The organism is Paraburkholderia sp. DHOC27, assembly GCF_003429005.1.
Classification (GTDB): Bacteria; Pseudomonadota; Gammaproteobacteria; order Burkholderiales; family Burkholderiaceae; genus Paraburkholderia.
In genome coordinates this window covers 235,908-260,742 of sequence record NZ_QVQV01000004.1, presented here as the reverse complement: position 1 = coordinate 260,742, position 24,835 = coordinate 235,908, and the positions used below count along the sequence as shown (strand labels likewise).

22 protein-coding genes are annotated in these 24,835 nt (G+C 61.8%); 18 read left to right on the top strand and 4 right to left on the bottom strand.

Features of this window, described 5'->3' with window-relative positions; all coding sequences use genetic code 11:
* The first annotated feature begins 97 nt into the window (after nucleotides 1–97).
* The 3 genes from carB (at nucleotide 98) to D0B32_RS16670 (ending at nucleotide 4,589) form a co-directional block, all read left to right on the top strand.
* Nucleotides 98–3,364 carry a carbamoyl-phosphate synthase large subunit gene (gene carB / locus D0B32_RS16680; RefSeq protein WP_117335091.1) on the top strand — a complete coding sequence of 1,089 codons (3,267 nt, stop codon included), beginning with the start codon at nucleotides 98–100 and terminating at the stop codon, nucleotides 3,362–3,364.
* 153 nt (nucleotides 3,365–3,517) lie between these two features.
* Nucleotides 3,518–3,994 (top strand): transcription elongation factor GreA, encoded by a 477-nt coding sequence (gene greA, locus D0B32_RS16675; protein WP_117335090.1) that lies wholly within the window; start codon nucleotides 3,518–3,520, stop codon nucleotides 3,992–3,994.
* A 61-nt stretch (nucleotides 3,995–4,055) separates the two neighbouring features.
* Entirely contained in the window at nucleotides 4,056–4,589 is a 534-nt protein-coding gene (locus D0B32_RS16670) for a DUF4149 domain-containing protein (RefSeq protein WP_117335381.1), read from the top strand.
* A 119-nt stretch (nucleotides 4,590–4,708) separates the two neighbouring features.
* Here D0B32_RS16670 and D0B32_RS16665 read toward each other — a convergent pair whose 3' ends face one another.
* Complete coding sequence (locus D0B32_RS16665; protein ID WP_117335089.1) at nucleotides 4,709–5,239, bottom strand: YhbY family RNA-binding protein; 531 nt, start codon at nucleotides 5,237–5,239, stop codon at nucleotides 4,709–4,711.
* A gap of 197 nt (nucleotides 5,240–5,436) precedes the next feature.
* On the opposite strand from D0B32_RS16665, the gene D0B32_RS16660 reads away from it, so the two are divergent.
* From D0B32_RS16660 to phoR, 11 genes are all read left to right on the top strand, one after another.
* A complete protein-coding gene (locus tag D0B32_RS16660) occupies nucleotides 5,437–6,114 on the top strand; it encodes an RlmE family RNA methyltransferase (protein WP_117335088.1) in 678 nt (225 codons plus the stop codon).
* A gap of 167 nt (nucleotides 6,115–6,281) precedes the next feature.
* Complete coding sequence (gene ftsH / locus D0B32_RS16655) at nucleotides 6,282–8,168, top strand: ATP-dependent zinc metalloprotease FtsH (protein WP_117335087.1); 1,887 nt, start codon at nucleotides 6,282–6,284, stop codon at nucleotides 8,166–8,168.
* Nucleotides 8,169–8,421: 253 nt separating this feature from the next.
* Complete coding sequence (gene folP / locus D0B32_RS16650) at nucleotides 8,422–9,219, top strand: dihydropteroate synthase (protein WP_259295040.1); 798 nt, start codon at nucleotides 8,422–8,424, stop codon at nucleotides 9,217–9,219.
* A gap of 27 nt (nucleotides 9,220–9,246) precedes the next feature.
* A complete protein-coding gene (gene glmM / locus D0B32_RS16645; protein ID WP_117335085.1) occupies nucleotides 9,247–10,605 on the top strand; it encodes a phosphoglucosamine mutase in 1,359 nt (452 codons plus the stop codon).
* Nucleotides 10,606–10,949: 344 nt separating this feature from the next.
* Nucleotides 10,950–11,981 carry a phosphate ABC transporter substrate-binding protein PstS gene (pstS, locus tag D0B32_RS16635; RefSeq protein ID WP_117335084.1) on the top strand — a complete coding sequence of 344 codons (1,032 nt, stop codon included), beginning with the start codon at nucleotides 10,950–10,952 and terminating at the stop codon, nucleotides 11,979–11,981.
* 112 nt (nucleotides 11,982–12,093) lie between these two features.
* The gene (gene pstC, locus D0B32_RS16630; protein ID WP_117335083.1) at nucleotides 12,094–13,080 is read left to right on the top strand and encodes a phosphate ABC transporter permease PstC; all 987 of its coding nucleotides are present in this window, start codon (nucleotides 12,094–12,096) and stop codon (nucleotides 13,078–13,080) included.
* Complete coding sequence (gene pstA / locus D0B32_RS16625) at nucleotides 13,077–13,973, top strand: phosphate ABC transporter permease PstA (protein WP_117335082.1); 897 nt, start codon at nucleotides 13,077–13,079, stop codon at nucleotides 13,971–13,973. Before pstC ends, pstA begins: the two co-directional genes overlap by 4 nt.
* A 15-nt stretch (nucleotides 13,974–13,988) precedes the next feature.
* Nucleotides 13,989–14,837 carry a phosphate ABC transporter ATP-binding protein PstB gene (gene pstB / locus D0B32_RS16620; RefSeq protein WP_117335081.1) on the top strand — a complete coding sequence of 283 codons (849 nt, stop codon included), beginning with the start codon at nucleotides 13,989–13,991 and terminating at the stop codon, nucleotides 14,835–14,837.
* A 41-nt stretch (nucleotides 14,838–14,878) separates the two neighbouring features.
* Nucleotides 14,879–15,583 (top strand): phosphate signaling complex protein PhoU, encoded by a 705-nt coding sequence (phoU, locus tag D0B32_RS16615; protein WP_117335080.1) that lies wholly within the window; start codon nucleotides 14,879–14,881, stop codon nucleotides 15,581–15,583.
* A gap of 28 nt (nucleotides 15,584–15,611) precedes the next feature.
* Nucleotides 15,612–16,313 carry a phosphate regulon transcriptional regulator PhoB gene (gene phoB, locus D0B32_RS16610; RefSeq protein WP_006051991.1) on the top strand — a complete coding sequence of 234 codons (702 nt, stop codon included), beginning with the start codon at nucleotides 15,612–15,614 and terminating at the stop codon, nucleotides 16,311–16,313.
* A 98-nt stretch (nucleotides 16,314–16,411) separates the two neighbouring features.
* The gene (phoR, locus tag D0B32_RS16605) at nucleotides 16,412–17,725 is read left to right on the top strand and encodes a phosphate regulon sensor histidine kinase PhoR (RefSeq protein ID WP_117335079.1); all 1,314 of its coding nucleotides are present in this window, start codon (nucleotides 16,412–16,414) and stop codon (nucleotides 17,723–17,725) included.
* Nucleotides 17,726–17,809: 84 nt separating this feature from the next.
* Here the strand turns inward: phoR and ppk1 are convergent, their stop codons facing one another.
* Nucleotides 17,810–19,873, bottom strand: a complete 2,064-nt coding sequence (ppk1, locus tag D0B32_RS16600; protein ID WP_117335078.1) for a polyphosphate kinase 1 — start codon at nucleotides 19,871–19,873, stop codon at nucleotides 17,810–17,812.
* Between the two features lie 202 nt (nucleotides 19,874–20,075).
* On the opposite strand from ppk1, the gene ppx reads away from it, so the two are divergent.
* Nucleotides 20,076–21,656, top strand: coding sequence for an exopolyphosphatase (gene ppx / locus D0B32_RS16595; RefSeq protein ID WP_259295031.1), 1,581 nt, complete (start codon nucleotides 20,076–20,078; stop codon nucleotides 21,654–21,656).
* A 142-nt stretch (nucleotides 21,657–21,798) separates the two neighbouring features.
* Here the strand turns inward: ppx and D0B32_RS16590 are convergent, their stop codons facing one another.
* Both D0B32_RS16590 and D0B32_RS16585 read right to left on the bottom strand, forming a co-directional pair.
* Nucleotides 21,799–22,614: a GNAT family N-acetyltransferase gene (locus D0B32_RS16590; RefSeq protein ID WP_117335077.1), complete on the bottom strand. Its 816-nt coding sequence runs from the start codon at nucleotides 22,612–22,614 to the stop codon at nucleotides 21,799–21,801.
* A gap of 243 nt (nucleotides 22,615–22,857) precedes the next feature.
* Nucleotides 22,858–23,316, bottom strand: coding sequence for a histidine phosphatase family protein (locus D0B32_RS16585; protein WP_117335076.1), 459 nt, complete (start codon nucleotides 23,314–23,316; stop codon nucleotides 22,858–22,860).
* A 267-nt stretch (nucleotides 23,317–23,583) separates the two neighbouring features.
* On the opposite strand from D0B32_RS16585, the gene D0B32_RS16580 reads away from it, so the two are divergent.
* The 3 genes from D0B32_RS16580 to D0B32_RS32310 all read left to right on the top strand — a co-directional run bounded on the left by D0B32_RS16580 (nucleotide 23,584) and on the right by D0B32_RS32310 (nucleotide 24,762).
* On the top strand, nucleotides 23,584–23,844 hold the full coding sequence (locus tag D0B32_RS16580; RefSeq protein WP_117335075.1) for a DUF4148 domain-containing protein: 261 nt from the start codon (nucleotides 23,584–23,586) through the stop codon (nucleotides 23,842–23,844).
* A gap of 93 nt (nucleotides 23,845–23,937) precedes the next feature.
* Nucleotides 23,938–24,099, top strand: coding sequence for a hypothetical protein (locus tag D0B32_RS32580; protein WP_181969830.1), 162 nt, complete (start codon nucleotides 23,938–23,940; stop codon nucleotides 24,097–24,099).
* Nucleotides 24,100–24,324: 225 nt separating this feature from the next.
* Nucleotides 24,325–24,762 (top strand): hypothetical protein, encoded by a 438-nt coding sequence (locus D0B32_RS32310; protein WP_147329538.1) that lies wholly within the window; start codon nucleotides 24,325–24,327, stop codon nucleotides 24,760–24,762.
* Nucleotides 24,763–24,835 lie beyond the last annotated feature (73 nt).

The window sequence follows — 24,835 nt, the reverse complement described above, 5'->3', positions numbered from 1 at the left end:
GCGCGCGAGCGCGGCGAACCCGCAGAAGTCATGCGACCCACACGCTGCCACCACGCGCGTCACGGAAAGAACACAGGAATACATTAGCGAGAGCGTTATGCCGAAGCGGACAGACATCAAGAGCATCCTCATCATCGGCGCCGGTCCGATCATCATCGGCCAGGCGTGCGAATTCGATTACTCGGGCGCACAGGCTTGCAAGGCGTTGCGTGAGGAAGGCTACAAGGTCATTCTCGTCAACAGCAACCCGGCGACGATCATGACCGACCCGAACACGGCCGACGTCACCTATATCGAGCCGATCACGTGGGAAGTGGTGGAGCGCATCATCGCCAAGGAGCGCCCGGACGCGATCCTGCCTACTATGGGCGGCCAGACCGCGCTGAACTGCGCGCTCGATCTGCACGCGCACGGCGTGCTGGAAAAGTACAAGGTCGAGTTGATCGGTGCATCGCCGGAAGCCATCGACAAGGCGGAAGACCGCCAGAAGTTCAAGGACGCGATGACCAGGATCGGTCTCGGTTCGGCCAAGTCGGGCACAGCGCATTCCATGGAAGAAGCCCTGGCAGTGCAGGCGCAGATCGCAACGGAAACCGGCAGCGGCGGTTATCCGGTGGTGATCCGTCCGTCGTTCACGCTGGGCGGCTCGGGCGGCGGCATTGCGTACAACCGCGATGAATTCGAAGAGATCTGCAAGCGCGGCCTCGACCTGTCGCCGACGCGCGAACTGCTGATCGAAGAATCGCTGCTGGGTTGGAAAGAGTACGAGATGGAAGTGGTCCGCGACAAGCAGGACAACTGCATCATCGTGTGCTCGATTGAAAACCTGGATCCGATGGGCATCCACACCGGCGACTCGATCACCGTCGCGCCGGCTCAAACGCTCACCGACAAGGAGTATCAGATCCTGCGTAACGCGTCGCTCGCAGTGCTGCGCGAGATCGGCGTGGACACGGGCGGCTCGAACGTGCAGTTCTCGATCAATCCGAAAGATGGCCGGATGATCGTGATTGAAATGAACCCGCGCGTGTCGCGTTCGTCGGCGCTGGCTTCGAAGGCAACCGGCTTCCCGATCGCCAAGGTCGCCGCCAAGCTCGCTTGCGGCTATACGCTCGATGAACTCAAGAACGAAATCACGGGTGGACAGACCCCGGCTTCGTTCGAACCGACCATCGACTACGTCGTCACCAAGATTCCGCGTTTCGCGTTCGAGAAATTCCGCGAAGCCGATCCGCGTTTGACCACGCAGATGAAGTCCGTTGGTGAAGTGATGGCCATTGGCCGTACCTTCCAGGAGTCGTTCCAGAAAGCATTGCGCGGCCTCGAAGTGGGCGTGGATGGTCTGGACGAAAAGACCACCAGCCGCGACGAGATCATCCGCGAGATCGGCGAAGCCGGTCCGGACCGCATCTGGTACGTGGGCGACGCGTTCCGCATTGGCATGACGCCGCAGGAAATCTTCGAAGAGACCTCCATCGACCCGTGGTTCCTCGCGCAGATCGAACAGATCGTCTTGAAGGAAAAGGCGCTGGAAGCCCGCACGCTGGCGAGCCTGTCGAAGGAAGAACTGAAGTATCTGAAGCAAAGCGGCTTCTCGGATCGCCGTTTGGCCAAACTGCTGGGCGCGAAGCCTGCGGAAGTGCGGGCACGTCGTATCGAGCTGAACGTGCGTCCGGTCTACAAGCGCGTGGACACGTGCGCGGCGGAGTTCGCCACCAAGACGGCGTACATGTACTCGACCTACGAGGAAGAGTGCGAAGCGAACCCGACGAACAACAAGAAGATCATGGTGCTGGGCGGCGGCCCGAACCGGATCGGCCAGGGCATCGAGTTCGACTACTGCTGCGTGCACGCCGCGCTCGCCATGCGCGAAGACGGCTACGAAACGATCATGGTCAACTGCAACCCGGAAACCGTTTCGACCGACTACGACACGTCCGATCGTCTGTACTTCGAATCGCTGACGCTCGAAGACGTGCTGGAGATCGTCGACAAGGAAAAGCCGGTTGGCGTGATCGTGCAGTACGGTGGCCAGACGCCACTCAAGCTCGCACTCGATCTCGAAGCGAATGGCGTGCCGATCATCGGCACGTCGCCGGACATGATCGACGCCGCGGAAGACCGCGAGCGTTTCCAGAAGCTGTTGCAGGACCTCGGTCTGCGTCAACCGCCCAATCGTACGGCGCGTGCTGAAGACGAAGCGCTGAAGCTGGCCGATGAAATTGGCTATCCGCTGGTGGTGCGTCCGTCTTACGTGCTGGGTGGCCGCGCCATGGAAATCGTCCACGAGCCGCGCGATCTCGAACGCTACATGCGCGAGGCCGTGAAGGTGTCGAACGACTCGCCGGTGCTGCTCGACCGCTTCCTGAACGACGCGATCGAATGCGATGTGGATTGCATCTCCGATGGCGAAGCGGTGTTCATTGGCGGCGTGATGGAGCACATCGAACAGGCCGGCGTGCACTCGGGCGACTCGGCTTGCTCGTTGCCGCCGTACTCGCTGTCGCAGGCCACGATTGCCGAACTGAAGCGTCAGACCGCCGCGATGGCGAAGGCGCTGAACGTGGTCGGCCTGATGAACGTGCAGTTCGCGATCCAGCAAGTACCGGGCAACGCGAATGGCGCCGACGGTTCGAAAGAGGACGTGATCTACGTGCTCGAAGTAAACCCGCGTGCTTCGCGGACGGTGCCGTATGTGTCGAAGGCAACCAGTCTGCCGCTCGCGAAGATCGCGGCGCGTGCGATGGTCGGCCAGACGTTGGCGCAGCAGGGCGTCACGAAGGAAATCGTGCCGCCGTACTTCAGCGTCAAGGAAGCGGTGTTCCCGTTCGTCAAGTTCCCCACTGTGGATCCGGTGCTCGGACCTGAGATGCGTTCGACGGGTGAGGTGATGGGCGTGGGCCAGACTTTCGGCGAAGCGCTCTTCAAGTCGCAACTGGCAGCGGGTTCGCGTTTGCCGGAGTCGGGCACGGTGTTGCTCACAGTGATGGACGCCGACAAGCCGAAGGCTGTCGAAGTCGCCCGCATGCTGCACGAACTGGGTTATCCGATTGTCGCAACTAAGGGTACGGCTGCCGCCATCGAAGCGGCCGGCGTGCCGGTGCGTGTGGTCAACAAGGTGAAGGACGGTCGTCCGCACATCGTCGACATGATCAAGAACGGCGAGATTGCGCTGGTCTTCACGACTGTCGACGAGACCCGCGCGGCGATTGCCGATTCGCGTTCGATTCGCATGAGCGCGCAGGCGAACAAGGTCACGTACTACACCACGATGTCGGGCGCACGGGCTGCCGTTGAAGGCTTGCGTTATTTGAAGGATCTGGAAGTCTATGATTTACAAGGACTCCACGCTCGCCTAAACTAAGGCTTCGAATACCTGTCCAAGATGTAAGTGCCGCGGTTAAGCGGCGTCCCCACGGTTCCGGCACGGGCTTTGCGCCACGTTCCGGTCCCAGCGGGGATGCACTTAACCGCGGTGATTTTTTTTACGGCCGTTTTTTTGCCACTAGAGCTGTTTATGAGCACTATTCCTTTGACGACGCGTGGCGCGAAGAAGCTGCGCGATGAACTGCAGCACCTGAAGTCGGTTGAACGTCCGGCGGTTGTCAATTCGATCGCTGAAGCGCGTGCCCAGGGCGATCTGTCGGAAAACGCCGAGTACGACGCTGCAAAAGAGAAGCAGGGCTTTATTGAAGGCCGCATTGCCGAGATCGAGTCGAAGCTCGCCGGTGCCCAGATCATCGACCCGTCGGCGGTCGAGGCAGATGGCCGCGTGGTGTTCGGCGCGACCGTCGAACTGGAAGACCTCGATTCGGGCGCTTCGGTCAAATACCAGATCGTCGGCGACGACGAAGCGGATATCGACCACGGTCTGATCTCGATCAGCTCGCCGATTGCGCGTGCATTGATCGGCAAGTCGGAAGGCGACGTGGCGTCGGTGCAGGCACCGGGCGGCGTGCGCGAGTACGAAATCATCGCCGTTACTTACGTCTGACGCGCCCGCTTCTGTGGTGAATCCAGTGGCTAATCCTGTGTCCGCGCGTGTGCCTGCGCATGTGTCCGCAGTACCGCACCGGTTGTTCCGGCTGCTGACCGTTGTCTGGGTCGGCAGCTTGCTCACCATCGGCTACGCGGTTGCGCCGGTGCTTTTCACGTCGCTGGATCGCATGGCAGCCGGCGCGGTGGCCGCGCAACTGTTTCACATCGAAGGGGTGCTTGGGGTTGTCTGCGGCGTGCTGTTGCTTGGGCTTGCCAATGTGCTGATCCGGCGCGGCGGTGACGCGTATCGCCGCTTGCGCTGGCTGATTGCCGGCATGCTGGTGTGCGTGCTGGTGGGTTACTTTGCACTGCAGCCTTTCATGAACGCGCTGCGCATGGCCGCGCTCGAGGCCGGCACCGATGTTGGACACTCGGCCTATGCAACACGCTTTGGTGTGCTGCACGGCGTGTCGAGTCTCTTCTATCTGATCGAAAGTCTGCTGGCTATTGTGCTGGTCTGGAAGCTGCCGGCGGAATCCGGCGTGCTGGTGGTGGGGCAGGGAGAGCGCGCCTCCACGACTTCAGCGGGCAAGGGCGGTCTGACGGGCTAGTTCAAGTCAGCCGCCATGTGCGGCTGAGTGCGCTCGTCTATGGTTGCGCGTGGTCGCATGGGCACTGTATGCGGCCTCCACGTTGACGCGGGCGGAGGTGCCCGCGTTCCAGCCCAACCTTACTTCACCGATTGATGCGAGCGCTTGGCGCTTGCCTGGCGCTTCTTGGCGCGCTTGATATTGCCGCCCGCCGTCACGCGTTCGTTACCGCGCACGACGACTTTTTTGGGCTTCGGCTTGCGCATGGGCACTTCGGAAGGCTTGATCACCGTCACCACGCGCGGCGCGCGGCCCTTGCCCGGTTTGGCTTCTTCCGCTGCTTCACGCGCGCTCGGCAACGCGCCGCGTTTTGCGCGCGTTGCCGGTTGAGCCGCGGCTTCCGGCTTCCAGATGACGAGCAGTTTGCCGATATGCTGGATGGGCGCGGCATTGAGCTTGTCGCAGATGGCCTCGTAAATGGCGAGGCGCTCCTCGCGTTCGTCGCCGAACACGCGGATCTTGATCAGCTGGTGGGCGCCCAGGTGGACTTTGATTTCGGCCAGCACGGCGTCAGTCAGGCCCTCGGCGCCGATGAGCACGACCGGTTTGAGCGCGTGAGCCTGGGAGCGCAGTTCGGCGCGTTGATCGGAAGAGACTTTGAGGGCTGGCATGGAAAGTGGAAGACTCGACTAAAATGGCGACGCCTGCGGTTGCGAGAGTTTCGGCAATCGGGCAGGGCGGCGCGTCAGAACTACAGAGATACGCGGTTGTCGGCCCAAAGTTGATGACCATTGAGCGGCAGCCGCGCGAATTAAGCGCGTATTATCCGCTAAAAGCATGACATCACGCAGCAAGAGTTCAACGTTTAATGGCAAAAAACAAGTTCAACACCTCGTGGCTGCACGATCACATCAACGATCCGTACGTGAAAATGGCGCAGCGGGAGGGCTATCGCGCCCGCGCAGCCTACAAACTGAAGGAAATCGACGAGCAGGACAAGCTGATCCGCCCGGGGCAGGTCATCGTCGACCTCGGCTCGGCACCCGGCAGCTGGAGCCAGTACGCGCGCAACAAGCTGGCGCAGGGCGCGAAGCGTGACGCGGCGCGCGAAGGCGGCATCGACGGCACGATCATCGCGCTCGACCTGCTGCCAATGGAGCCGATCGCCGACGTGACCTTCATTCAGGGCGACTTCCGCGAGGACACCGTGCTCGGGCAACTGGAAGAAATCGTCGGAGAACGCCAGGTTGATCTTGTAATTTCGGATATGGCGCCCAACCTGTCGGGCGTGGCACTGGCCGATGCGGCGCGGATCGAGCACGTATGCGATCTCGCGTTGGAGTTTTCGCAGAATCACCTGAAGCCGGATGGAGCCCTTTTAGTCAAATGCTTCCACGGCAGCGGTTATAGCCAGATAGTAGAAAAGTTCAAGCAGCAGTTTAAGACGGTGGCAGCCCGCAAGCCGAAAGCCTCACGGGATAAATCGTCCGAAACTTTTATTTTGGGTAAGCATCTTAAACGGCCCGGTCAAGCCGGTATCAAATAACCAATTTGCACCCCCAGATTGGCCGGAAATGCGGCACTGGAGGCCCGCCAGACGCTATTTGTGCGGTAGCGATTCGTTATGGCAGGGGTCTGCGGACTGGATTAGAATGCTTTAGTGGTGCCGCAAGGCAAATGTAGGCGCCCGTCTATGAGTGAAGGAGTGGTGCTTTGAACAACAATATGTTTTCGAAGGCAGCAGTGTGGCTGGTTATCGCACTGGTGCTGTTTACGGTGTTCAAGCAGTTCGATAAGCCCCGTGTCCAGGAAGGCGTTTCGTATTCGCAGTTCATGGACGACGCGAAGAACGGCAAGGTCAAGAACGTTATCGTTCAGGGGCGCAACCTCACGGTCACTCCAGCAGACGGCCAGAAATACCAGATCGTGTCGCCCGGCGACATCTGGATGGTCGGCGACCTGATGAAGTATGGCGTTCAGGTGAGCGGCAAGGCCGATGACGAACCGAACGCGCTGGTTTCCGCGCTGTATTACCTCGGGCCCACAATCCTGATCATCGGGTTCTGGTTCTACATGATGAGGCAGATGCAGGGAGGCGGGAAAGGCGGGGCGTTCTCGTTCGGTAAATCCCGCGCACGTCTGATCGACGAGAATAACAACGCCATCAATTTCACGGACGTCGCCGGTTGCGACGAAGCCAAGGAAGAAGTCTCCGAGCTGGTCGACTTCCTGCGCGATCCTCAGAAGTTCCAGAAGCTGGGCGGGCGAATTCCGCGCGGTGTGCTGCTGGTCGGCCCTCCGGGCACCGGTAAGACGCTGCTCGCACGCGCCATCGCCGGCGAAGCAAAAGTCCCGTTCTTCAGCATTTCGGGTTCTGACTTCGTGGAAATGTTCGTGGGTGTCGGCGCGGCCCGTGTGCGCGACATGTTCGAGCAGGCCAAGAAGCACGCGCCTTGCATCGTGTTCATCGACGAAATCGACGCGGTCGGTCGCCATCGCGGCGCCGGTATGGGCGGCGGCAACGACGAACGTGAGCAGACGCTGAACCAGATGCTGGTAGAAATGGACGGCTTCGAAGCGAATTCCGGTGTGATCGTGATCGCTGCAACGAACCGTTCGGACGTGCTGGACAAGGCGCTGCTGCGTCCGGGCCGTTTCGACCGTCAGGTTTATGTGGGTCTGCCGGATATCCGCGGTCGCGAACACATCATGAAGGTGCATCTGCGCAAGGTGCCGATCTCGAACGACGTCGACGCTGCGGTTATCGCACGCGGCACGCCGGGCTTCTCGGGTGCGGACCTGGCCAACCTGGTGAACGAAGCGGCGTTGTTCGCAGCGCGTCGTGGCAAGCGCATCGTCGAGATGATCGATTTCGAAGACGCGAAGGACAAGATCTTCATGGGTCCGGAGCGCAAGTCGGCGGTGATCCGCGAAGAATCGAAGCGTGCTACGGCGTATCACGAGTCGGGCCACGCGGTGATCGCGAAGCTGTTGCCGAAGGCTGATCCGGTGCACAAGGTCACCATCATTCCGCGCGGTCGCGCGCTGGGTGTGACGTGGCAGTTGCCGGAGCACGACAACGAAACGTACTCGAAAGACTACTTGCTGGATCGTCTGGCCATTCTGTTCGGCGGCCGGGTGGCGGAAGAGCTGTTCCTGAACCTGATCAGCACGGGTGCTTCGGACGACTTCAACAAGGCCACCCAGACCGCACGTGCAATGGTTGCACGCTTCGGCATGACGGACGCCCTCGGGCCGATGGTCTACGTCGACGACGAAAACGACGCCACACCGTTTGGCCGCGGCTTCACGCGGACCATTTCGGAAGCGACGCAGCAGAAGGTCGACGCGGAAATCCGCCGGGTGCTGGACGAGCAGTACACGTTGGCCAAGCGTCTGCTGGATGAGAATCGCGACAAGGTCGAAGCCATGACCGCAGCGCTGATGGAGTGGGAAACGATCGACGCTGATCAGATCAACGACATCATGGCGGGACGTCCGCCGCGCGCACCGAAGAGCTCGCCGCCGGCCAGCGACGCTTCGTCGGGCGGCAGCACGGGTACCGAGGTGAAGCCGGGCAGCGCGACCGCGCCGGCCTGATCGAAGCCACGTTCAAACTGCGGGCCGGTGTGATTCACACCGGCCCGTTTTGTATTCGCGCGGTTGGCTCACTGGAGTTTGCCAACCCAGGTTGGCAAACGAAATCCACGCCAATTCGCCAAGAGTCTCGTTGCCGTTTTCACCCTGTCGTCTGGATGCCTGTTCTGTGTCGATCACTGCTTTACCGTTTCCCCTCGAGCCCGAACCGTTGCAATGCGGGCGTTTCACGCTGACCTTCGAGCGCCCGCTGGTCATGGGCATTCTGAACGTCACGCCGGATTCCTTCTCCGATGGCGGACAGTTCGCCCTGCGCGGCGACGCACTGCGCCAGGCGGAACGCATGATGCTCGACGGTGTGGACATCATCGACATTGGTGGCGAATCCACGCGGCCCGGTGCACCGCCGGTGCCGCTCGACGAGGAACTGGAGCGGGTGATCCCGCTGGTCGAACAGTTGCGCGACGCGCAAATCCCGCTATCGGTTGACACCTACAAGCCCGAGGTCATGCGTCATGCACTGGCGGCGGGCGCGGACCTGATCAACGATATCTGGGGTTTCCGGATGCCTGGTGCGATCGAGGCGGTGCGTGACAGCGCGTGTGGCCTGTGCGTCATGCATATGCTGGGCGAACCCCAAACCATGCAGCTTGGCGAGCCGGCGTATCAGGACGTGGTGAGTGAAGTGCGTGAGTTTCTGACGCAGCGCATAGCGGCCCTGACGCAAGCCGGCATTGCCAAAGCGCGCATCAGCGTCGATCCGGGCTTTGGTTTTGGCAAGGCCGTGGTCGAACACAATTACGCATTGCTGGCTCATCTGGCCGAAACAGCGCCGCATGCCGGGCGACCGTTTCCCATTCTGGCCGGTATGTCGCGCAAGTCCATGCTGGGCGCGGTGACCGGCCGTGCCGCGCCGGAGCGCGTGGCAGCCAGTGTCGCGGCGGCCGTGCTGGCCGCCGAGCGGGGAGCGGCGATTTTGCGCGTGCATGACGTCGCGCCAACCGTCGACGCATTGAAAGTCTGGGCAGCCACGCGCGACGCCGCACGCCGCTGACCCCTGAAAGAAGAGGAAAACTACAAGATGGCACGTCGCTTTTTTGGTACTGATGGTATTCGCGGCAAGGTCGGCGATGCGCCGATCACGCCGGATTTCGTCCTGCGTCTGGGTTACGCCGCCGGCAAGGTGCTGGCTGGCGGTGACCGTTGGGCCCACTCGGGGCAACGTCCCACGGTGTTGATCGGCAAGGACACGCGTGTCTCGGGCTACATGCTCGAAGCCGCGCTCGAAGCCGGCTTTTCCGCGGCGGGTGTGGATGTGATGCTGGCCGGTCCGATGCCCACGCCGGGTATCGCGTACCTCACGCGGGCGCTGCGGTTGGCGGCCGGCGTCGTGATCAGCGCGTCGCACAACCCGTACTACGACAACGGCATCAAGTTCTTCTCGGCGTATGGCGACAAGCTGCCGGATGAAGTCGAACTGAAGATCGAGGAGCAACTCGACCTGCCGCTGGACTGCGCGGCTTCCGAGCAACTGGGCAAGGCGCGTCGGCTGGATGATGCGGCGGGGCGTTATATCGAGTTCTGCAAGAGCACCTTCCCGGCGGCCTTCGATCTGCGCGGCATGAAGCTGGTGGTGGATTGCGCGCACGGTGCCGCGTATGACATCGCGCCGCACGTGTTCCACGAACTGGGTGCGGACGTGATCCCGATCGGCGTCGCACCGAACGGCTTCAACATCAACGACGGCGTGGGCGCGACGGCGCCGGACGCGCTGGTGCGGGCGGTGCGCGCCAATCACGCGGATCTTGGCATTGCGCTGGATGGTGATGCCGACCGCGTGCAGATCGTCGATTCATCCGGACGGCTCTACAACGGCGACGAACTGCTCTACGTGCTGGTCAAGGACCGCATTGCCACCGAAGGCAAAGTCGAAGGGGCCGTGGGCACCCTGATGACCAACATGGCCGTCGAAGTCGCCCTGCAGCGCGAAGGCGTGAATTTCGTGCGGGCGGCAGTGGGCGACCGCTACGTGCTCGAGCAACTCCGTGAGCACGGCTGGCAGCTGGGCGCGGAAGGCTCGGGCCATATTCTGTCGCTCGACCGCCATTCCACCGGTGACGGCATCGTCTCTTCGCTGCTGGTACTGGCGGCCATGAAGCGCGGCGGCAAGTCGCTCGCGCAACTGCTCGAAGGGGTCACGCTGTTCCCGCAGAAGCTGATCAACGTGCGCATGCAGCCGGGCGCGGACTGGAAGGGCAGCGACGCCATCCAGCGTGCCATCAAGGCGGCCGAAACGGCGCTGGAAGGGCATGGGCGCGTGCTGATTCGCGCCTCGGGTACGGAGCCGGTGCTGCGCGTGATGGTCGAAGCGCAGCGCGTGGACGAGGCGGTGCGGCACGCCGAAGCCATCGCGAATGTCGTCAAACAGGCGACCACCTGAGACGTAGCCAGGAGCAGCCAGCCCAAACAACGAACCCGACGCGCGTGTAGCATCACTCCACGCAGCGCGCGCGTCCTTCGTCAATTCACCGGCCCGCCAAACCAGCTTTCCAACGCGCAAATTTCAGCGCTAAAGCGATCGCGCAAACGTTCCCGTCCCTGATTTTCCACACCTTCTCCCAATCCGCATCAGGCCCACCGTCTCCCTCCTTTAATAGCCGCGAATTCGCCTTTCATCGCAGTAATATAAGTGTCACGCGATTTTCACGGTTAGTCACGTTACTGTCATAAAGAGACCCTATTCTTCGCGGTGTCGTGTAATCCGCTCACACCACTGGAGGTCTCATGAAATTGATGCAAACCGCGTTCGCTGGCTTGGCTGGCGCGCTCTTCGCGCTCACCGCACAAGCAGCTGATATCACCGGCGCGGGCAGCACCTTCGCAGCACCCATCTACACGAAATGGGCAGACGCCTATCAGAAGTCGGGCGGCGGCAAGGTGAACTATCAAGGTATCGGTTCGTCGGGCGGTATCAAGCAGATTATCGCCAAGACGGTCGATTTCGCAGGTTCGGACGCGCCGCTGAAGGACGACGAGCTGGCCAAAGACGGCCTGTTCCAGTTCCCGACGGTTGTCGGTGGCGTGGTGCCGGTGGTGAACCTGCCGGGCGTGACCCCGGGTTCGCTGGTGCTGTCGGGTGAAGTGCTCGGCGACATCTACCTGGGCAAGATCAAGAAGTGGAACGATCCGGCAATCGCCGCATTGAACCCGAAGGCAAAGCTGCCGGATACGGACATCGCCGTGGTGCGCCGCGCTGACGGTTCGGGCACCAGCTTCATCTGGACGAACTACCTGTCGAAGGTCAACGCTGACTGGAAGTCGAAGGTCGGTGAAGGCGCAACGGTTAGCTGGCCGACGGGTACGGGCGGCAAGGGCAACGACGGCGTCGCAGCCTTCGTGCAACGTCTGCCGGGCGCAATCGGCTACGTGGAATGGGCGTACGCGAAGCAGAACAAGATGGTGTTCGTCGACATGAAGAACTCGGCAGGCACGATCGTCGAGCCGAAGACGGAAACGTTCAAGGCAGCGGCTGCTGGCGCTGACTGGTCGAAGTCGTTCTATCAGATCCTGACGAACGAGCCGGGCAAGGACGCATGGCCGATCGTCGGCGCAACGTTCGTGCTGCTGCACACGACGCAGGACAAGGCACCGCAAGGCGCCGAAACGCTGAAGTTCTTCGACTGGGCGTTCAAGAACGGTTCGTCGGCCGCTGACAGCCTCGATTACATCTCGCTGCCGGAATCGGTCGTGACGGAAATCAAGTCGCAGTGGAAGGAAAAGGTCAAGGACGCATCGGGCAAGTCGGTTGCCGAGTAAGCGTCGCGTAGTTGGTAACAGGCCGCCCCGTCTCATGTGAGGCGCGGCGGCCGTAGTACTGGTTGCATGACGTTGTGTCATGCGGCTTCTGGTAACAGGCACACAGGTTCCCATGTCCGACATCCCAATCGTGTCGAGAGCTCCCGCCAGTGCTGGGCAGCAAAAAGCGCCCAGCCGCGCCGGCGACGTTATCTTCGGCGGCCTCGCACGTCTCGCCGCGATCGTCACGCTGCTGCTGCTCGGCGGCATCATCGTCTCGCTGATCGTCGCCTCCATGCCGTCGATCAAGCAATTCGGCCTCGCTTTCCTGTGGACTTCCGACTGGGATCCACCCAGCAAGCAGTTTGGCGCGCTGGTGCCGATCTACGGCACGGTCGCCACTTCCATCATTGCTCTCATCATTGCGGTGCCGGTCAGCTTCGGCATCGCGCTGTTCCTCACTGAACTGGCGCCCGCGTGGCTGCGCCGGCCGCTCGGCATCGCGATCGAGCTGCTGGCTGCGATCCCTTCGATCGTCTACGGTATGTGGGGCTTGCTAGTGTTCGCACCGATCTTCGCCACCTGGTTCGAAAAGCCGCTCGGCACCGTGCTCGGCAGCGTGCCCTTCGTCGGCGCGCTGTTTCAGGGGCCGCCCATCGGCATCGGCATTCTGTGCGCGGGCGTGATCCTCGCCATCATGATCATTCCGTACATCGCTTCGGTGATGCGCGACGTGTTCGAAGTCACGCCGGTGCTGCTGAAGGAATCGGCGTACGGCATTGGCTGCACCACGTGGGAAGTCATGTGGAAGGTCGTGCTGCCGTTCACCAAGAGCGGCGTGATCGGCGGCGTCATGCTGGGTCTCGGACGCGCGCTCGGCGAGACGATGGCCGTGACCTTCGTGATCGGCAACACCAATCTGCTCAGCAATGTCTCGCTGTTTTCGCCGGGCAACAGCATCACGTCGGCGCTCGCCAACGAATTCGCGGAAGCGGATCCGGGCCTGCATACCTCGGCGCTGATGGAACTCGGCCTGATCCTCTTTGTGATTACCTTCATCGTGCTGGCGATCTCGAAGATCATGCTGCTTCGCCTCGAAAAAGGGGAGGGCGCGAAATGAGCCAGTCCACCTTGAACATGCCGGGTACTGACGACGTCGCCGCGCTCGAAGCGATGCGCCAGCGGCTGCAAAGCCGACGCCGCATGACCAACGCGATTGCGCTGGCACTCGCGCTCGCCGCGATGGCCTTCGGTCTCATCTGGCTCGTCTGGATTCTATTCACCACCTTGCGTCTTGGCATCGGTGGTCTGTCGATCGAACTCTTCACGCAGAACACGCCGCCGCCGAACACCGATGGCGGTGGTCTCGCCAACGCGATCGTCGGCAGCTTGATGCTGATTTCGCTGGCGACGCTGGTTGGCACGCCGATCGGCATTCTGGCCGGCGTCTATCTCGCCGAATACGGCCAGAAGGGTTGGCTCGCGAGCGTCACGCGTTTCATCAACGACATTCTGCTGTCGGCGCCGTCCATCGTCGTGGGCCTGTTCGTCTACGCGCTCGTGGTGGCGAAGATGGGCCACTTCAGCGGCTGGTCCGGTGTGTTCGCGCTCGGCCTGCTGCAGATTCCGATCGTGATCCGCACCACCGAGAACATGCTGAAGCTGGTGCCGAACGCACTGCGTGAAGCAGCCTTCGCACTCGGCACGCCGAAGTGGAAGATGGTACTGTCCATCACGCTGAAGGCGTCGGTGGCGGGCATCATCACGGGCGTGCTGCTGGCGGTCGCGCGGATTGCCGGTGAAACGGCGCCGCTGCTTTTCACCGCGATGTCGAACCAGTTCTTCTCGTTGAACATGAATCAGCCGGTGGCGAATCTGCCGGTCACGATCTACCAGTTTGCGATGAGCGCCTTCCCGCAGTGGCAATCGCTTGCGTGGGCCGGCGTCTTCCTGATCACGCTTGGGGTGCTGGGTTTGAACATCCTCGCTCGCGCGATCTTTTCGAAAAAGTAAGGGCGGAGTAATCCGATGAACATGGCAGAAACTCAACTTAACCCGACTGCGCGCCCTACGGCGCCCGCTGGTTTCGACCCCGCCCAGAGCGAGCATGCACAGGCAGCAGCGCGGCCGAAGATCGAAGTCAACGACCTGAACTTCTTCTACGGCAAATACCACGCGCTGAAGAACATCAACCTGCGCATTCCCGAAGGCAAGGTGACCGCGTTCATCGGCCCGTCGGGTTGCGGCAAGTCCACGTTGCTGCGCACCTTCAACAAGATGTACGCGCTCTATCCGGAGCAGCGCGCGGAAGGCGAGATCATGATGGACGGTGAGAACCTGCTCACCTCCAAGATGGATATCTCGCTCCTGCGCGCGCGTATCGGCATGGTGTTCCAGAAGCCGACGCCGTTCCCGATGTCGATCTACGACAACATCGCCTTTGGCGTGAAGATGTTCGAGACGCTGTCGCGTTCGGAGATGGACGACCGCGTGGAATGGGCACTGACCAAGGCCGCGCTGTGGAACGAAGTGAAGGACAAGCTGGGGCAGAGCGGCTACGGTCTCTCGGGTGGTCAACAGCAGCGTCTGTGCATTGCGCGCGGCATTGCGATCCGTCCGGAAGTGCTGTTGCTCGACGAACCGTGTTCCGCGCTCGACCCGATTTCGACGGGCCGTATCGAAGAACTGATCGCCGAACTGAAGAGCGATTACACCGTGGTGATCGTCACCCACAACATGCAGCAGGCTGCGCGTTGTTCGGACTACACTGCCTATATGTACCTCGGTGAGCTGATCGAATTCGGGGATACCGAAAAGATCTTCATCAAGCCGGTCCGCAAGGAAACCGAGGACTACATCACCGGCCGCTTCGGCTAAGCCGGCGCCTTCCGCCACGCGCACCAGACAGGGAGCACGATATGTCCGATAAACACCTCTCCAGCCAGTTCGATGCCGATCTGAATCTCGTTTCCTCGAAGGTTCTGGAAATGGGCGGCCTCGTTGAATCGCAGATCGTCAACGCGATGAACGCGCTCAACAATTTCGACCTGGATATGTGCGAACAGGTGATCGCCGCCGAAGAGCGCCTGAACAAGATGGAAGTCGACATCGACGAAGAATGCAGCAACATCATCGCGCGCCGTCAGCCGGCCGCGCGTGACCTGCGTCTTTTGATCGCGATTTCGAAGACCATCACGAATCTCGAGCGCGCCGGCGACGAAGCCGAGAAGATTGCCAAGCGCACCAAGCGTCTGATGGAAGACGGTGCCTCGCGCACCATCAACATTGCCGAGATCAAGCTGTCCGGCGAGATGGCGGTGTCGATCCTGCGCCGCGCGCTGGATGCGTTCGCGCGTCTCGATACGGTGGCCGCTGCGCAGATCGTGCGCGACGACAAGGCGATCGACGAGGAATTCCGCGCCTTCGTGCGCAAGCTCATTTCGTACATGACGGAAGATCCGCGCTCGATCTCGGTGGGTCTGGATTTCCTGTTCATCGCCAAGGCGATCGAGCGGATTGGCGATCACGCCAAGAACATTGCTGAATTCATCATCTACATCGTCAAGGGCACCGACGTGCGACACAAGTCGCGCGACGCGCTCGAACGTGAAGCACTCAGCTAACCCACTGAATAAAGGTCAAGAGGTGCCGATGCCAAGCAGCATTCTCGTCATCGAAGATGAGCCCGCCATTTCCGAACTGATTTCGGTCAATCTTCAACACGCGGGCCACTGCCCGATTCGCGCCTACAACGCGGAGCAGGCGCAGAACCTGATCAGCGATGTGCTGCCCGACCTCGTCCTGCTCGACTGGATGCTGCCCGGCAAATCAGGTATCGCGTTCGCGCGGGATCTGCGCAATAACGAACGCACCAAGCACATCCCGATCATCATGCTGACCGCACGTGGCGATGAACAGGACAAGGTGCTCGGCCTCGAAATCGGCGCGGACGATTACGTCACCAAGCCGTTTTCGCCGAAGGAACTGATGGCGCGTATCAAGGCGGTGTTGCGCCGCCGCGCGCCGCAGTTGACCGAAGACGTGGTGGCGATCAACGGCTTGAAGCTCGATCCGGCCACGCACCGGGTCGCGGCGCACGCGGAAGGCAGCGAGATCAAGCTCGATCTCGGGCCGACCGAATTCCGTCTGCTGCACTTCTTCATGACGCACCCGGAGCGCGTGCACAGCCGCACGCAGTTGCTCGATCAGGTGTGGGGCGATCACGTGTTCGTCGAAGAGCGTACGGTGGATGTGCATATCAAGCGTCTGCGTGCGGCCCTCAAGCCGGCAGGGTGCGATGCTATGATTGAGACGGTCCGGGGCAGCGGCTACCGGCTCGCCAAGAGCGCCTGAGGCCAAGGCACTCGAACGCGTCGCGCAGCATTCGACCGACCAGATAAAGCGCGCGGCACCTATGTGCCGCGCATTGTTTTCTCTTCGATCGCCAGGACATGAACATCATTTGGGCGCGTTCCATTGTATCGATCGTGCTGCTTGCTGTTCTTTGCACGGTGCTGGGCGTGTTCGTCAGCGTCAAGACCGCATTGATCGTGGCGGTCTGCGTGCTGCTTGCGCAGAGCATCTTCGGTACGTTTCACAAGCAGCGTCTGTGGCGTCTACTCGACGCGCCGGTCTACGGCGAAGTTCCTAGTGCCCCCGGCATCTGGGGCGAAATCTATTACCGTCTGCATAAGCTCGCCAAGCGCTGGCACGCCCAGGTGCGCCAGGTCGAGCAACAACATTCCCGCTTTATTCAGGCCATCCAGGCGTCGCCGAACGGCGTGGCCATGCTCGACGATCACGATCAGATCGAGTGGTGCAATGCGATCTCCGAGAAGCACTTCGGTCTCGATGCGAAGCGCGATCTGCGCCAGCACATCACGCATCTCGTGCGTCAGCCCGACTTCGTGCGCTACCTGAACTCGCACCACTACGAAGAAATGCTGATCATGCGCGGCATGGGCGAGAAGCGCCAGAACGTGCTGTCCGTGCAGGTGTTCCCGTACGGCGAGAATCGCAAGCTGGTGCTGTCGCAGGACATCACCGAACTCGAGCGCACCGACGCGATGCGGCGTGACTTCGTCGCCAACGTGTCGCATGAGTTGAAGACGCCACTCACGGTACTGTCGGGCTTTCTGGAGACCATGCGCGAGTTGCCGCTTGCCGAAGCCGAGCGCGCGCGTTACCTGGACCTGATGGAGCAGCAGGCTTCGCGGATGCGGCATATCGTGAACGACCTGCTGGTGCTCGCCACGCTCGAAGGCAACAACAAGCCGCCGAGCGACCAGATGATCGACATGCGCGCGGTGCTTCGGCACCTGCGTGACGATGCGGACAACCTGTCGAGCCATCACCATCACATCAGCTTCGACGCCGACGAAGACCTCACCATCACGGGCGCCGAAACCGAAATTCTCAGTGCGCTGGGCAATCTCGTGACCAACGCGATTCGCTATACACCGGACGGCGGCAAGATTCACGTGACGTGGCACATGAAGGGCGGCCTCGCGCTGTTTTCCGTGACGGACAGCGGCCTCGGCATTCCCGCTGCGGAAATTCCGCGCCTGACGGAGCGTTTCTACCGCGTCGACCGTAGCCGTTCACGCGATACGGGCGGCACCGGCCTTGGCCTTGCGATCGTCAAGCACGTGCTGCAACGGCACGATGCCCAACTCGATGTGAAGAGCGAAGAAGGGCGCGGCAGCACGTTCACGGTGCGCTTTCCCGCGTACCGTAGCGCGCGGTGCCAGCCGGCTTCGGTGTGAGCGCCTGAAGCGCGGCACCCAAAAGAAAAAGCCCGCCAGGAGAATTCCGGCGGGCTTTTTTGCATCTTGCGAGCGGCGTATTAGTTAAGGACAGAACTTCGTCAGCAGACTCATCTGCGCATTGCGCGAGGACTTGCCAGGCCTGCGGCGCCGATAGTGGCCGTCGCTTTGCATGAGCCACGCTGCCGTGTTGTCGCCAAGGAACGCGGAGAGACCCTCGGCTATCACCCTGCGCTTCAGACGCCGGTTATTCACCGGGAATGCGACTTCGACACGCCGGAAGAAGTTGCGGTCCATCCAGTCGGCGCTCGACAGATACACCTGCTCCTTGCCGTCGTCGTAGAAGTAGTAGATGCGATGGTGCTCGAGAAAGCGCCCGACGATCGAACGTACCGTGATGTTCTCCGACAGCCCCGGCACACCCGGTTGCAGTGCGCACACGCCGCGCACGATCAGATCGATCTTCACGCCCGCCTGCGAGGCTTCGTACAGCTCCGCAATCACCGTGGGCTCCAGCAGCGCATTCATCTTCGCCACGATGCGCGCTTTCTTGCCGGCCTTGGCGTGTTCCGCTTCGGCGCGGATCGCGTCCACCAGCTTTGGATGCAGCGTGAACGGCGACTGCCACAGTTCGTGCAGCTTCAGCTCACCGCCAATGCCGGTGAGCTGCTGAAACACATGATGCACGTCCTCGCAGATTTTCTGGTCGGAGGTCATCAAGCCAAAGTCCGTATACAGACGCGCCGTACGTGGGTGATAGTTGCCGGTGCCGAGGTGGGCGTAGCGCTTGAGCGTCATCTTGCCGTTGTGCGACACGCGCCGCACGATCAGCATCATCTTCGCGTGACACTTGTGGCCCACCACGCCGTACACGACGTGTGCGCCCACCGCTTCCAGTTGCGCGGCCCAGTTAATGTTGGTTTCTTCGTCGAAGCGCGCCAGCAGTTCCACCACCACCGTCACTTCCTTGCCGTTGCGCGCGGCCTGCATCAGCGCGTCCATCAGCGGCGAATCGGTGCCGGTGCGATAGATGGTCTGCTTGATGGCCATCACGTTCGGATCCTTGGCCGCCTGCAACAGCAGTTCGAGCACCGGCTGGAAGCTTTCGTACGGGTGATGCAGCAGCACGTCGCCGTGGTCGATCACGTCGAACAGGCTCGCGCTGTTGGCGATCTGCGCGGGAATGGACGGAATATGCGGCACGAACTTCAGATCGGGCCGATCCACCATTTCCGGCAATTGCATCAAACGCACGAGATTGACCGGGCCGTTGACGAAGTAGCAGTCCTTCTCCGACAGACTGCTTTCATCGAGCAGACGCCGCACCAGATGCGCCGGCGTATCCGCGGAGACTTCCAGGCGCACCGCGTTGCCCAGGTGCCGCGCCGGCAGTTCGCCCTGCAACGCGACACGCAGATTGGTGATTTCGTCTTCGTCGACGAACAGTTCGCTGTTACGCGTGATGCGGAACTGGTTGCAACTGCGCACCACGAGGCTCGGGAACAGTTCGCCCACGAAATGCTGCAGCAGCGAGCTGAGCAGCACGAAACCGTGCGGATAGCCCGAGAGTTCCTGCGGCATGCGCACGAGCCGTGGCAGCGCGCGCGGCGCCTGCACGATGCCCATCAGCGCCTGACGGCCGAAAGCGTCCTTGCCTTCCAGTTCGACGACAAAGTTCAGACTTTTGTTGAGCACGCGCGGGAACGGGTGCGCCGGATCAAGCCCGATGGGCGTGAGCACCGGCAGCAGTTCGTCGAAGAAGTAATTGCGCGCCCATTCGGTCTGCGCTTCGCTCCACGCTTCGGTGCCGTGAAAATAGATGCCTTCGTGTTCCAGCGCGGACAGCACCGTGTCGTGCAGCATGGCGTACTGACGATGCACGAGCTTTTGCGCGCGTTCGACCACGAGGTCGTACACATGCTGCAACGACATGCCGTCGGGCGAGAGCGCGCCGGGGTTGTCGCGCATCTGCTCCTGAAGTCCGGCCATGCGGACCTCGAAGAATTCGTCCAGATTGCTGCTGGTGATGCAGATGAAGCGCAGGCGTTCGAGCAGGGGCACGGCGGGGTCGGCGGCTTGCGCCAGCACGCGCTCGTTGAAACCCAGGATGCCCAGTTCGCGGTTCAGGAGGGGGTAGCGGATGGACATCGGCGGTGAGAAGGGAAGGTCAGGAAGAGAGGCGGAAAGACGCTCGGAAATTCTCACAGTATGATTACGTTCGTATGACATTCAAATTGTCATAAATTCTACGCTGTATTGCCGCCGTGTCGTACAAATGACGCAGTGCATGTGGGACCATTACGAACGTCAATACCGCAAAGGTGACATCGTGAGGTCCGGGACGCTTAAAATGGCGACTTTAAACAGCGGGGCCCGCAGCAGCGCGGCCACGCTCGCACGGATGGAGTCCGCTCACTCGATGTCAAACACGCCCCACCTAATCGCTGCCGTCGATCTCGGCTCCAACAGCTTCCGGCTGATCGTGGGGCGTGTCGAGGAAACTGAAGCGGGCACCCAGATCTATCAGGTCGACGCGCTGCGCGAGGCCGTGCGGCTCGCCGCCGGACTGTCGAGCGACAAGATGCTCGACCACGCTTCGCAGGTGCGCGGCTGGGACGCGCTCAAGCGCTTCGGCGAACGTCTGCGCGATTTCCATCCGGACCACGTGCGCGCGGTGGCCACCAATACGCTGCGGATTGCCAAAAACGCCGGTGAATTTCTTGGTGAAGCTCAAGCCGCGCTCGGTTTTCCGATTGAAGTGATCGCCGGGCGCGAAGAAGCGCGCCTCATTTATGCCGGCGCCGCGCATTCGGTGCCCGCGAGTCCGGGCAAGCGGCTGGTGGTGGATATCGGCGGCGGCTCGACGGAATTCATCATTGGCTCGCATTACACGCCGATCAAGATGGAGAGCCTGTATATCGGCTGCGTGAGCCATAGCCGCGCGTTCTTTCCGGCGGGCAACGTCGACGAATACACCATGCGTCAGGCTGAACTGGCGGCGAGACGCGAAATCCAGATCATTTCTCACGAGTACAAGCAAACCGGCTGGGAGCAGGCCATAGGCTCGTCGGGTACGGCGCGCGCGCTCGCCGAGCTGGTCGAAGCCAACGGCTTCAACGATCCGGGCATCACGCACGGCATTTCGCGCGGCGGCCTCGAACGGCTCAAGCGCGCGCTGATCAAGGCGGAGAACGTCAACCGCTTGAAGCTGATTGCGCTGAAGCCCGACCGCATTCCGGTGCTGGCGGGCGGTCTCTCGATCATGCTGGCGGTGTTCGACGAACTCGGCGTGGATTACGTCGACACCACGGACGGCGCCTTGCGTCTGGGCGTGCTGTACGACCTGCTGGGGCGCTCGCAGCACGAGGACATGCGTACGGTCACGGTGGAAGGCTTCATGCGCCGCTATGGCGTGGACCGGGCGCAGGCGGCGCGCATTGGCGACCTCGCGGTCAGCTTCTACGACCAGTTCGACGAAGCCGATCCCGAGCGGCGCGCGGAAAACCGCATGTTCCTGAGCTGGGCGGCGTCGCTGCATGAAATTGGTCTCTCCATCTCGCACAGCGCGTATCACAAGCATTCGGCCTACATTGCCAGCAACGCCGACATGCCCGGTTTCTCGCGCACCGATCAGGCCCGGCTGGCGGCGCTCGTGCTGGGTCACGGGGGCAAACTCGGCAAGCTGTCGCAAACCCGTGAGGTGGAGTGGCCGCTGCTGTTCTGTCTGCGGCTCGCCGCGCTGCTCTGCCGGCGCCGTGCGGATGTCGGTCTACCGGGCATTTTCGTCGCGCGCGTGAACAACGGCTACGAAGTGCGCTTGCCGAACGAATGGGTGGCGAACAATCCGCTCACCGATTACAGCCTGATTCAGGAGGCGGCGGAGTGGGAGAAGGTCGGCATTCCGTATCGGGTGGTTTATACGGACGACTGAAGAAATATCGAAGCGGGTGTAGCACGCAAAACCCTCACCCCACGCTTGAATAAAACAGCCCGGTAGAGTCGATCTGCCGGGCTGTTTTTTTTGTGGCTCAAATGCTTCTGGTGTGACCCGCGGGCCAAACCGCATCCCGGTGTCAAACCGGCGACGCGTCACCCAAAAAGTGCCGCGCATAGCGAGCGTTGATTTCCGACAAACGCAGCAGCGTCAAGAAGTCCGCCGTGTTGAAATCAGGATCCCATGCAGGCGCGCCGCAGATTTTCGCGCCAAGCCGCAGATAGCCCTTGATGAGCGGCGGCGGCGTGACGGCTGCACCGGTTTGCAGTTCTTCCACCGGCAGCGGCGTATGCGGAAACGCACGGTATTCCTGCGCCGTCATCGCGCTTTCACGCATGCTGCTGTACAGGTTCGCGGCGTAGTGACCGCCATCGGCCATCGCCACGCTCGCGCAGCCGAGCATGGTCTCGTAGCCGTTGTGTTGCATGTACGACGCGAGACCACCCCACAGCGACATGATCACGGCGCCGCTGCGGTAGTCTGGATGCACGCACGAGCGGCCCACTTCGACCATCTTTGCGCGCAGGTGCGTGAGGCGCGAAACGTCGAACTCGCTTTCTGCATAAAGACGGCCGATGCGCGCCGCCTGATGCGGCGGCAGTGCGCGATACGTGCCGACCACTTTGAGCGTATCGAGGTCGCGCACCAGCAAATGATCGCAGTACATATCAAAGGCATCGACGTCCAGGCCCGCCGGGCCCGTCAGGCGTGCGCCCATTTCATCGGCGAAGACGCGGTAGCGCAGACGTTGCGCTTCGCGCAGTTCTTCGTCGGTGCGCGCCCAGGCCACTTGCAAACGGTGCTGTTCAGTGACGGTCTCGGCGGCGCGCGGCAGATGGCGGCGCGTCTCGTTACCGGTAGCGAGGAGTGAGGAGGACGTCGGCAGATCTTGCATCGTGGCGTTCCTGGTCGGAGAAGGTAAGGTTCTTTTTTTCCGCCAATGTAGTAACGCCTGGTGACGCTCGCATGGCAAAGCGATGACCATTAAATGACGGTCCGTAAGCGATGCGCAATGCGAACGCAAGTTAATCGCGCCGTCTGCCCGAGCCAGATTGGGATGCGCTACGCGCCGTGCGTATTGAACGATGCGCGTGCGCGTTCGACATGCCGCGCAGCGGCATCGTCGAGCGTGAGCGATTTACAACAGATCAGGACCGATGGCCGCGCGCAACACCGCTTGCTCTTCGCCTTCGCGACTGCGGCTCGCCATCCACACGACGCCCGCTTTTTTCAACGGCCAGCTCGAATCGCTGTTGGCAAGCAGTCGCCCCACCACGTGACCGAGCGTGGGCTGATGTCCGACGATCAACACGGTGCCGGCGATGCCCTCCGGCCAGCCCGCCGCGCGCAGGACGTCCATGGCGCTCGCGCCCGGCGCAAGTTCGCGCACGACGCGATATTGGTCCGTCAGGCTCTCGACCGTCTGGATCGTGCGGGCCGCGGGGCTGGCGAGGATCACCGTGTCGTGATCGAGCCGGCTGCGCAGCCACTTCGCCACACCCTGCGCCTGTTTGCGGCCGCGGGTGGTGAGCTGGCGCGCAAGATCGGTGGGCGCGATGTCTTCGGCTTCGGCGTGTCGCCAGAGAATCAGGTTCATGCGTGTCTCCATGTGTTGCCCTCGATCCGCAAGAAACGCGCCGCTTTTTGAGAGCGTCCGGGTTGCGTCGGAGGCTGCGGTATGCGCGCGCAGCCCGGCGGGGCGGGGCTCCGCCGGAGGAGGATAGCGATTGTGCTTGTTTTCAAAACAGTGTTTTCACCGACTAAGTATTTACCCTAGTATGGTCAACCCTTAGAATCGCGGTCATTGGTCGCAAACCCGCGTGTTTGCCGCCCCGCAGAAAACCACCGTCGGAGTTCCGTCATTATGAAGTCGCTGCTTGAAGCTGCTGCCATCGCCGCACTGATCACCGTGCCGCTGGCCGCGTTCGCACAGTCGTCCCAACAACCGCTGACCCGCGCACAGGTGCGCGCTGACCTCGTGCAGGTCGAGAAGGCCGGCTACAACCCGTCAGACTGGATGCATTACCCGGAAAACATCCAGGCTGCCGAAGCCCGTGTTGCGGCTGACAAGCAGGCCGCCGCCTACGGTTCGGGCAGCAACGGTTCGTCCCAGGCCGGCAAGTAATAACCCAGGTACTGGCACCAAACATGGCTGCCAGCCACGGCGCCATTGCTGTCCCAGTACAGCTTTATAGTGCGTTACTGATGTGAGGCCGCAATGGACGCGACAGTGTTGGGCACGGCATTCGGATTTACCGTTCTGATCATCGCCGCTGTCTTTGCGGTGGGGCACTACCGGCGCGAACGTCTGCGCAAACGCGTGATTGGCGACCTGCAACAGCGCCGCTTCTACGATCTCAGCGGGCCGAACCGGCATTGATTGCGGTGGGGGCTGTGCGGCCGGTGCGTGGGTTGCCCGCGTAGGTCGCCCTCCTAGGCCGCACGTCTGGCGCGAGCCTCGGTCACCATCCCGTATCGCAACGGGCAGCCGTACAATCGTCCGATCAAATTTCAACTGGACGATCGGATGGCGAGCCAATCTAACGTTGCCTGCAACTCCTCCCGCGTCGTCGTTCGCGTGCCTCGCGATTGCGCACGACGCGCCATGAAATTCCCACTCATCTACGCTGCGTCGCTGCTACTGGCATCGCATTGCATGCCCTCGTGCGCGGGCGATATTGCGCGAGACACGCCCGCCGCTTCAATGGCGCTCGCCGCCAACCTGTATGCAGCGCCGCCTTCCTCGGCAGCGGTTTCGACGGTGGCGACTCCACTCGTTTCGGCTACACCATTGCCGCCAACCACTCCGCCTGCAAGCGTCGCCGCGAGCACGCCTTCGCTGGCCGCTGCTTCGGCGCCGTTGGCGCCGCCTGCTGACGCGAGCGCCACCAGATCAACGACCACCGACGCCAGGACCACCGAGGCAGGCTGGACGAACTACGTGGCCATCATCTGCGGCGTGGTGGGCGCGATCGCAGGCATTGCCGGAGCGATCATGGGTGGACTCGGCTTGCGCAGAGCCAACCGACTCGATCGCCGGTGACGAACCCATTGTAAGCAGATCAGGAAAAGTCATTTCGAATCTTAGGTATTTACCCTAGGTCTACGCACTCCTA

What these genes read in the sequence shown, in the direction of transcription:
- carB (WP_117335091.1), top strand. Translation starts at nt 98, where the DNA reads ATGCCGAAGCGGACAGACATCAAGAGCATCCTCATCATCGGCGCCGGT.
- greA (WP_117335090.1), top strand. Translation starts at nt 3,518, where the DNA reads ATGAGCACTATTCCTTTGACGACGCGTGGCGCGAAGAAGCTGCGCGAT.
- D0B32_RS16665 (WP_117335089.1), bottom strand. Translation starts at nt 5,239, where the DNA reads ATGCCAGCCCTCAAAGTCTCTTCCGATCAACGCGCCGAACTGCGCTCC.
- D0B32_RS16660 (WP_117335088.1), top strand. Translation starts at nt 5,437, where the DNA reads ATGGCAAAAAACAAGTTCAACACCTCGTGGCTGCACGATCACATCAAC.
- folP (WP_259295040.1), top strand. Translation starts at nt 8,422, where the DNA reads ATGGGCATTCTGAACGTCACGCCGGATTCCTTCTCCGATGGCGGACAG.
- glmM (WP_117335085.1), top strand. Translation starts at nt 9,247, where the DNA reads ATGGCACGTCGCTTTTTTGGTACTGATGGTATTCGCGGCAAGGTCGGC.
- pstS (WP_117335084.1), top strand. Translation starts at nt 10,950, where the DNA reads ATGAAATTGATGCAAACCGCGTTCGCTGGCTTGGCTGGCGCGCTCTTC.
- pstC (WP_117335083.1), top strand. Translation starts at nt 12,094, where the DNA reads ATGTCCGACATCCCAATCGTGTCGAGAGCTCCCGCCAGTGCTGGGCAG.
- pstA (WP_117335082.1), top strand. Translation starts at nt 13,077, where the DNA reads ATGAGCCAGTCCACCTTGAACATGCCGGGTACTGACGACGTCGCCGCG.
- pstB (WP_117335081.1), top strand. Translation starts at nt 13,989, where the DNA reads ATGAACATGGCAGAAACTCAACTTAACCCGACTGCGCGCCCTACGGCG.
- phoU (WP_117335080.1), top strand. Translation starts at nt 14,879, where the DNA reads ATGTCCGATAAACACCTCTCCAGCCAGTTCGATGCCGATCTGAATCTC.
- phoB (WP_006051991.1), top strand. Translation starts at nt 15,612, where the DNA reads ATGCCAAGCAGCATTCTCGTCATCGAAGATGAGCCCGCCATTTCCGAA.
- phoR (WP_117335079.1), top strand. Translation starts at nt 16,412, where the DNA reads ATGAACATCATTTGGGCGCGTTCCATTGTATCGATCGTGCTGCTTGCT.
- ppk1 (WP_117335078.1), bottom strand. Translation starts at nt 19,873, where the DNA reads ATGTCCATCCGCTACCCCCTCCTGAACCGCGAACTGGGCATCCTGGGT.
- ppx (WP_259295031.1), top strand. Translation starts at nt 20,076, where the DNA reads ATGGCGACTTTAAACAGCGGGGCCCGCAGCAGCGCGGCCACGCTCGCA.
- D0B32_RS16590 (WP_117335077.1), bottom strand. Translation starts at nt 22,614, where the DNA reads ATGCAAGATCTGCCGACGTCCTCCTCACTCCTCGCTACCGGTAACGAG.
- D0B32_RS16585 (WP_117335076.1), bottom strand. Translation starts at nt 23,316, where the DNA reads ATGAACCTGATTCTCTGGCGACACGCCGAAGCCGAAGACATCGCGCCC.
- D0B32_RS16580 (WP_117335075.1), top strand. Translation starts at nt 23,584, where the DNA reads ATGAAGTCGCTGCTTGAAGCTGCTGCCATCGCCGCACTGATCACCGTG.
- D0B32_RS32580 (WP_181969830.1), top strand. Translation starts at nt 23,938, where the DNA reads ATGGACGCGACAGTGTTGGGCACGGCATTCGGATTTACCGTTCTGATC.
- D0B32_RS32310 (WP_147329538.1), top strand. Translation starts at nt 24,325, where the DNA reads ATGAAATTCCCACTCATCTACGCTGCGTCGCTGCTACTGGCATCGCAT.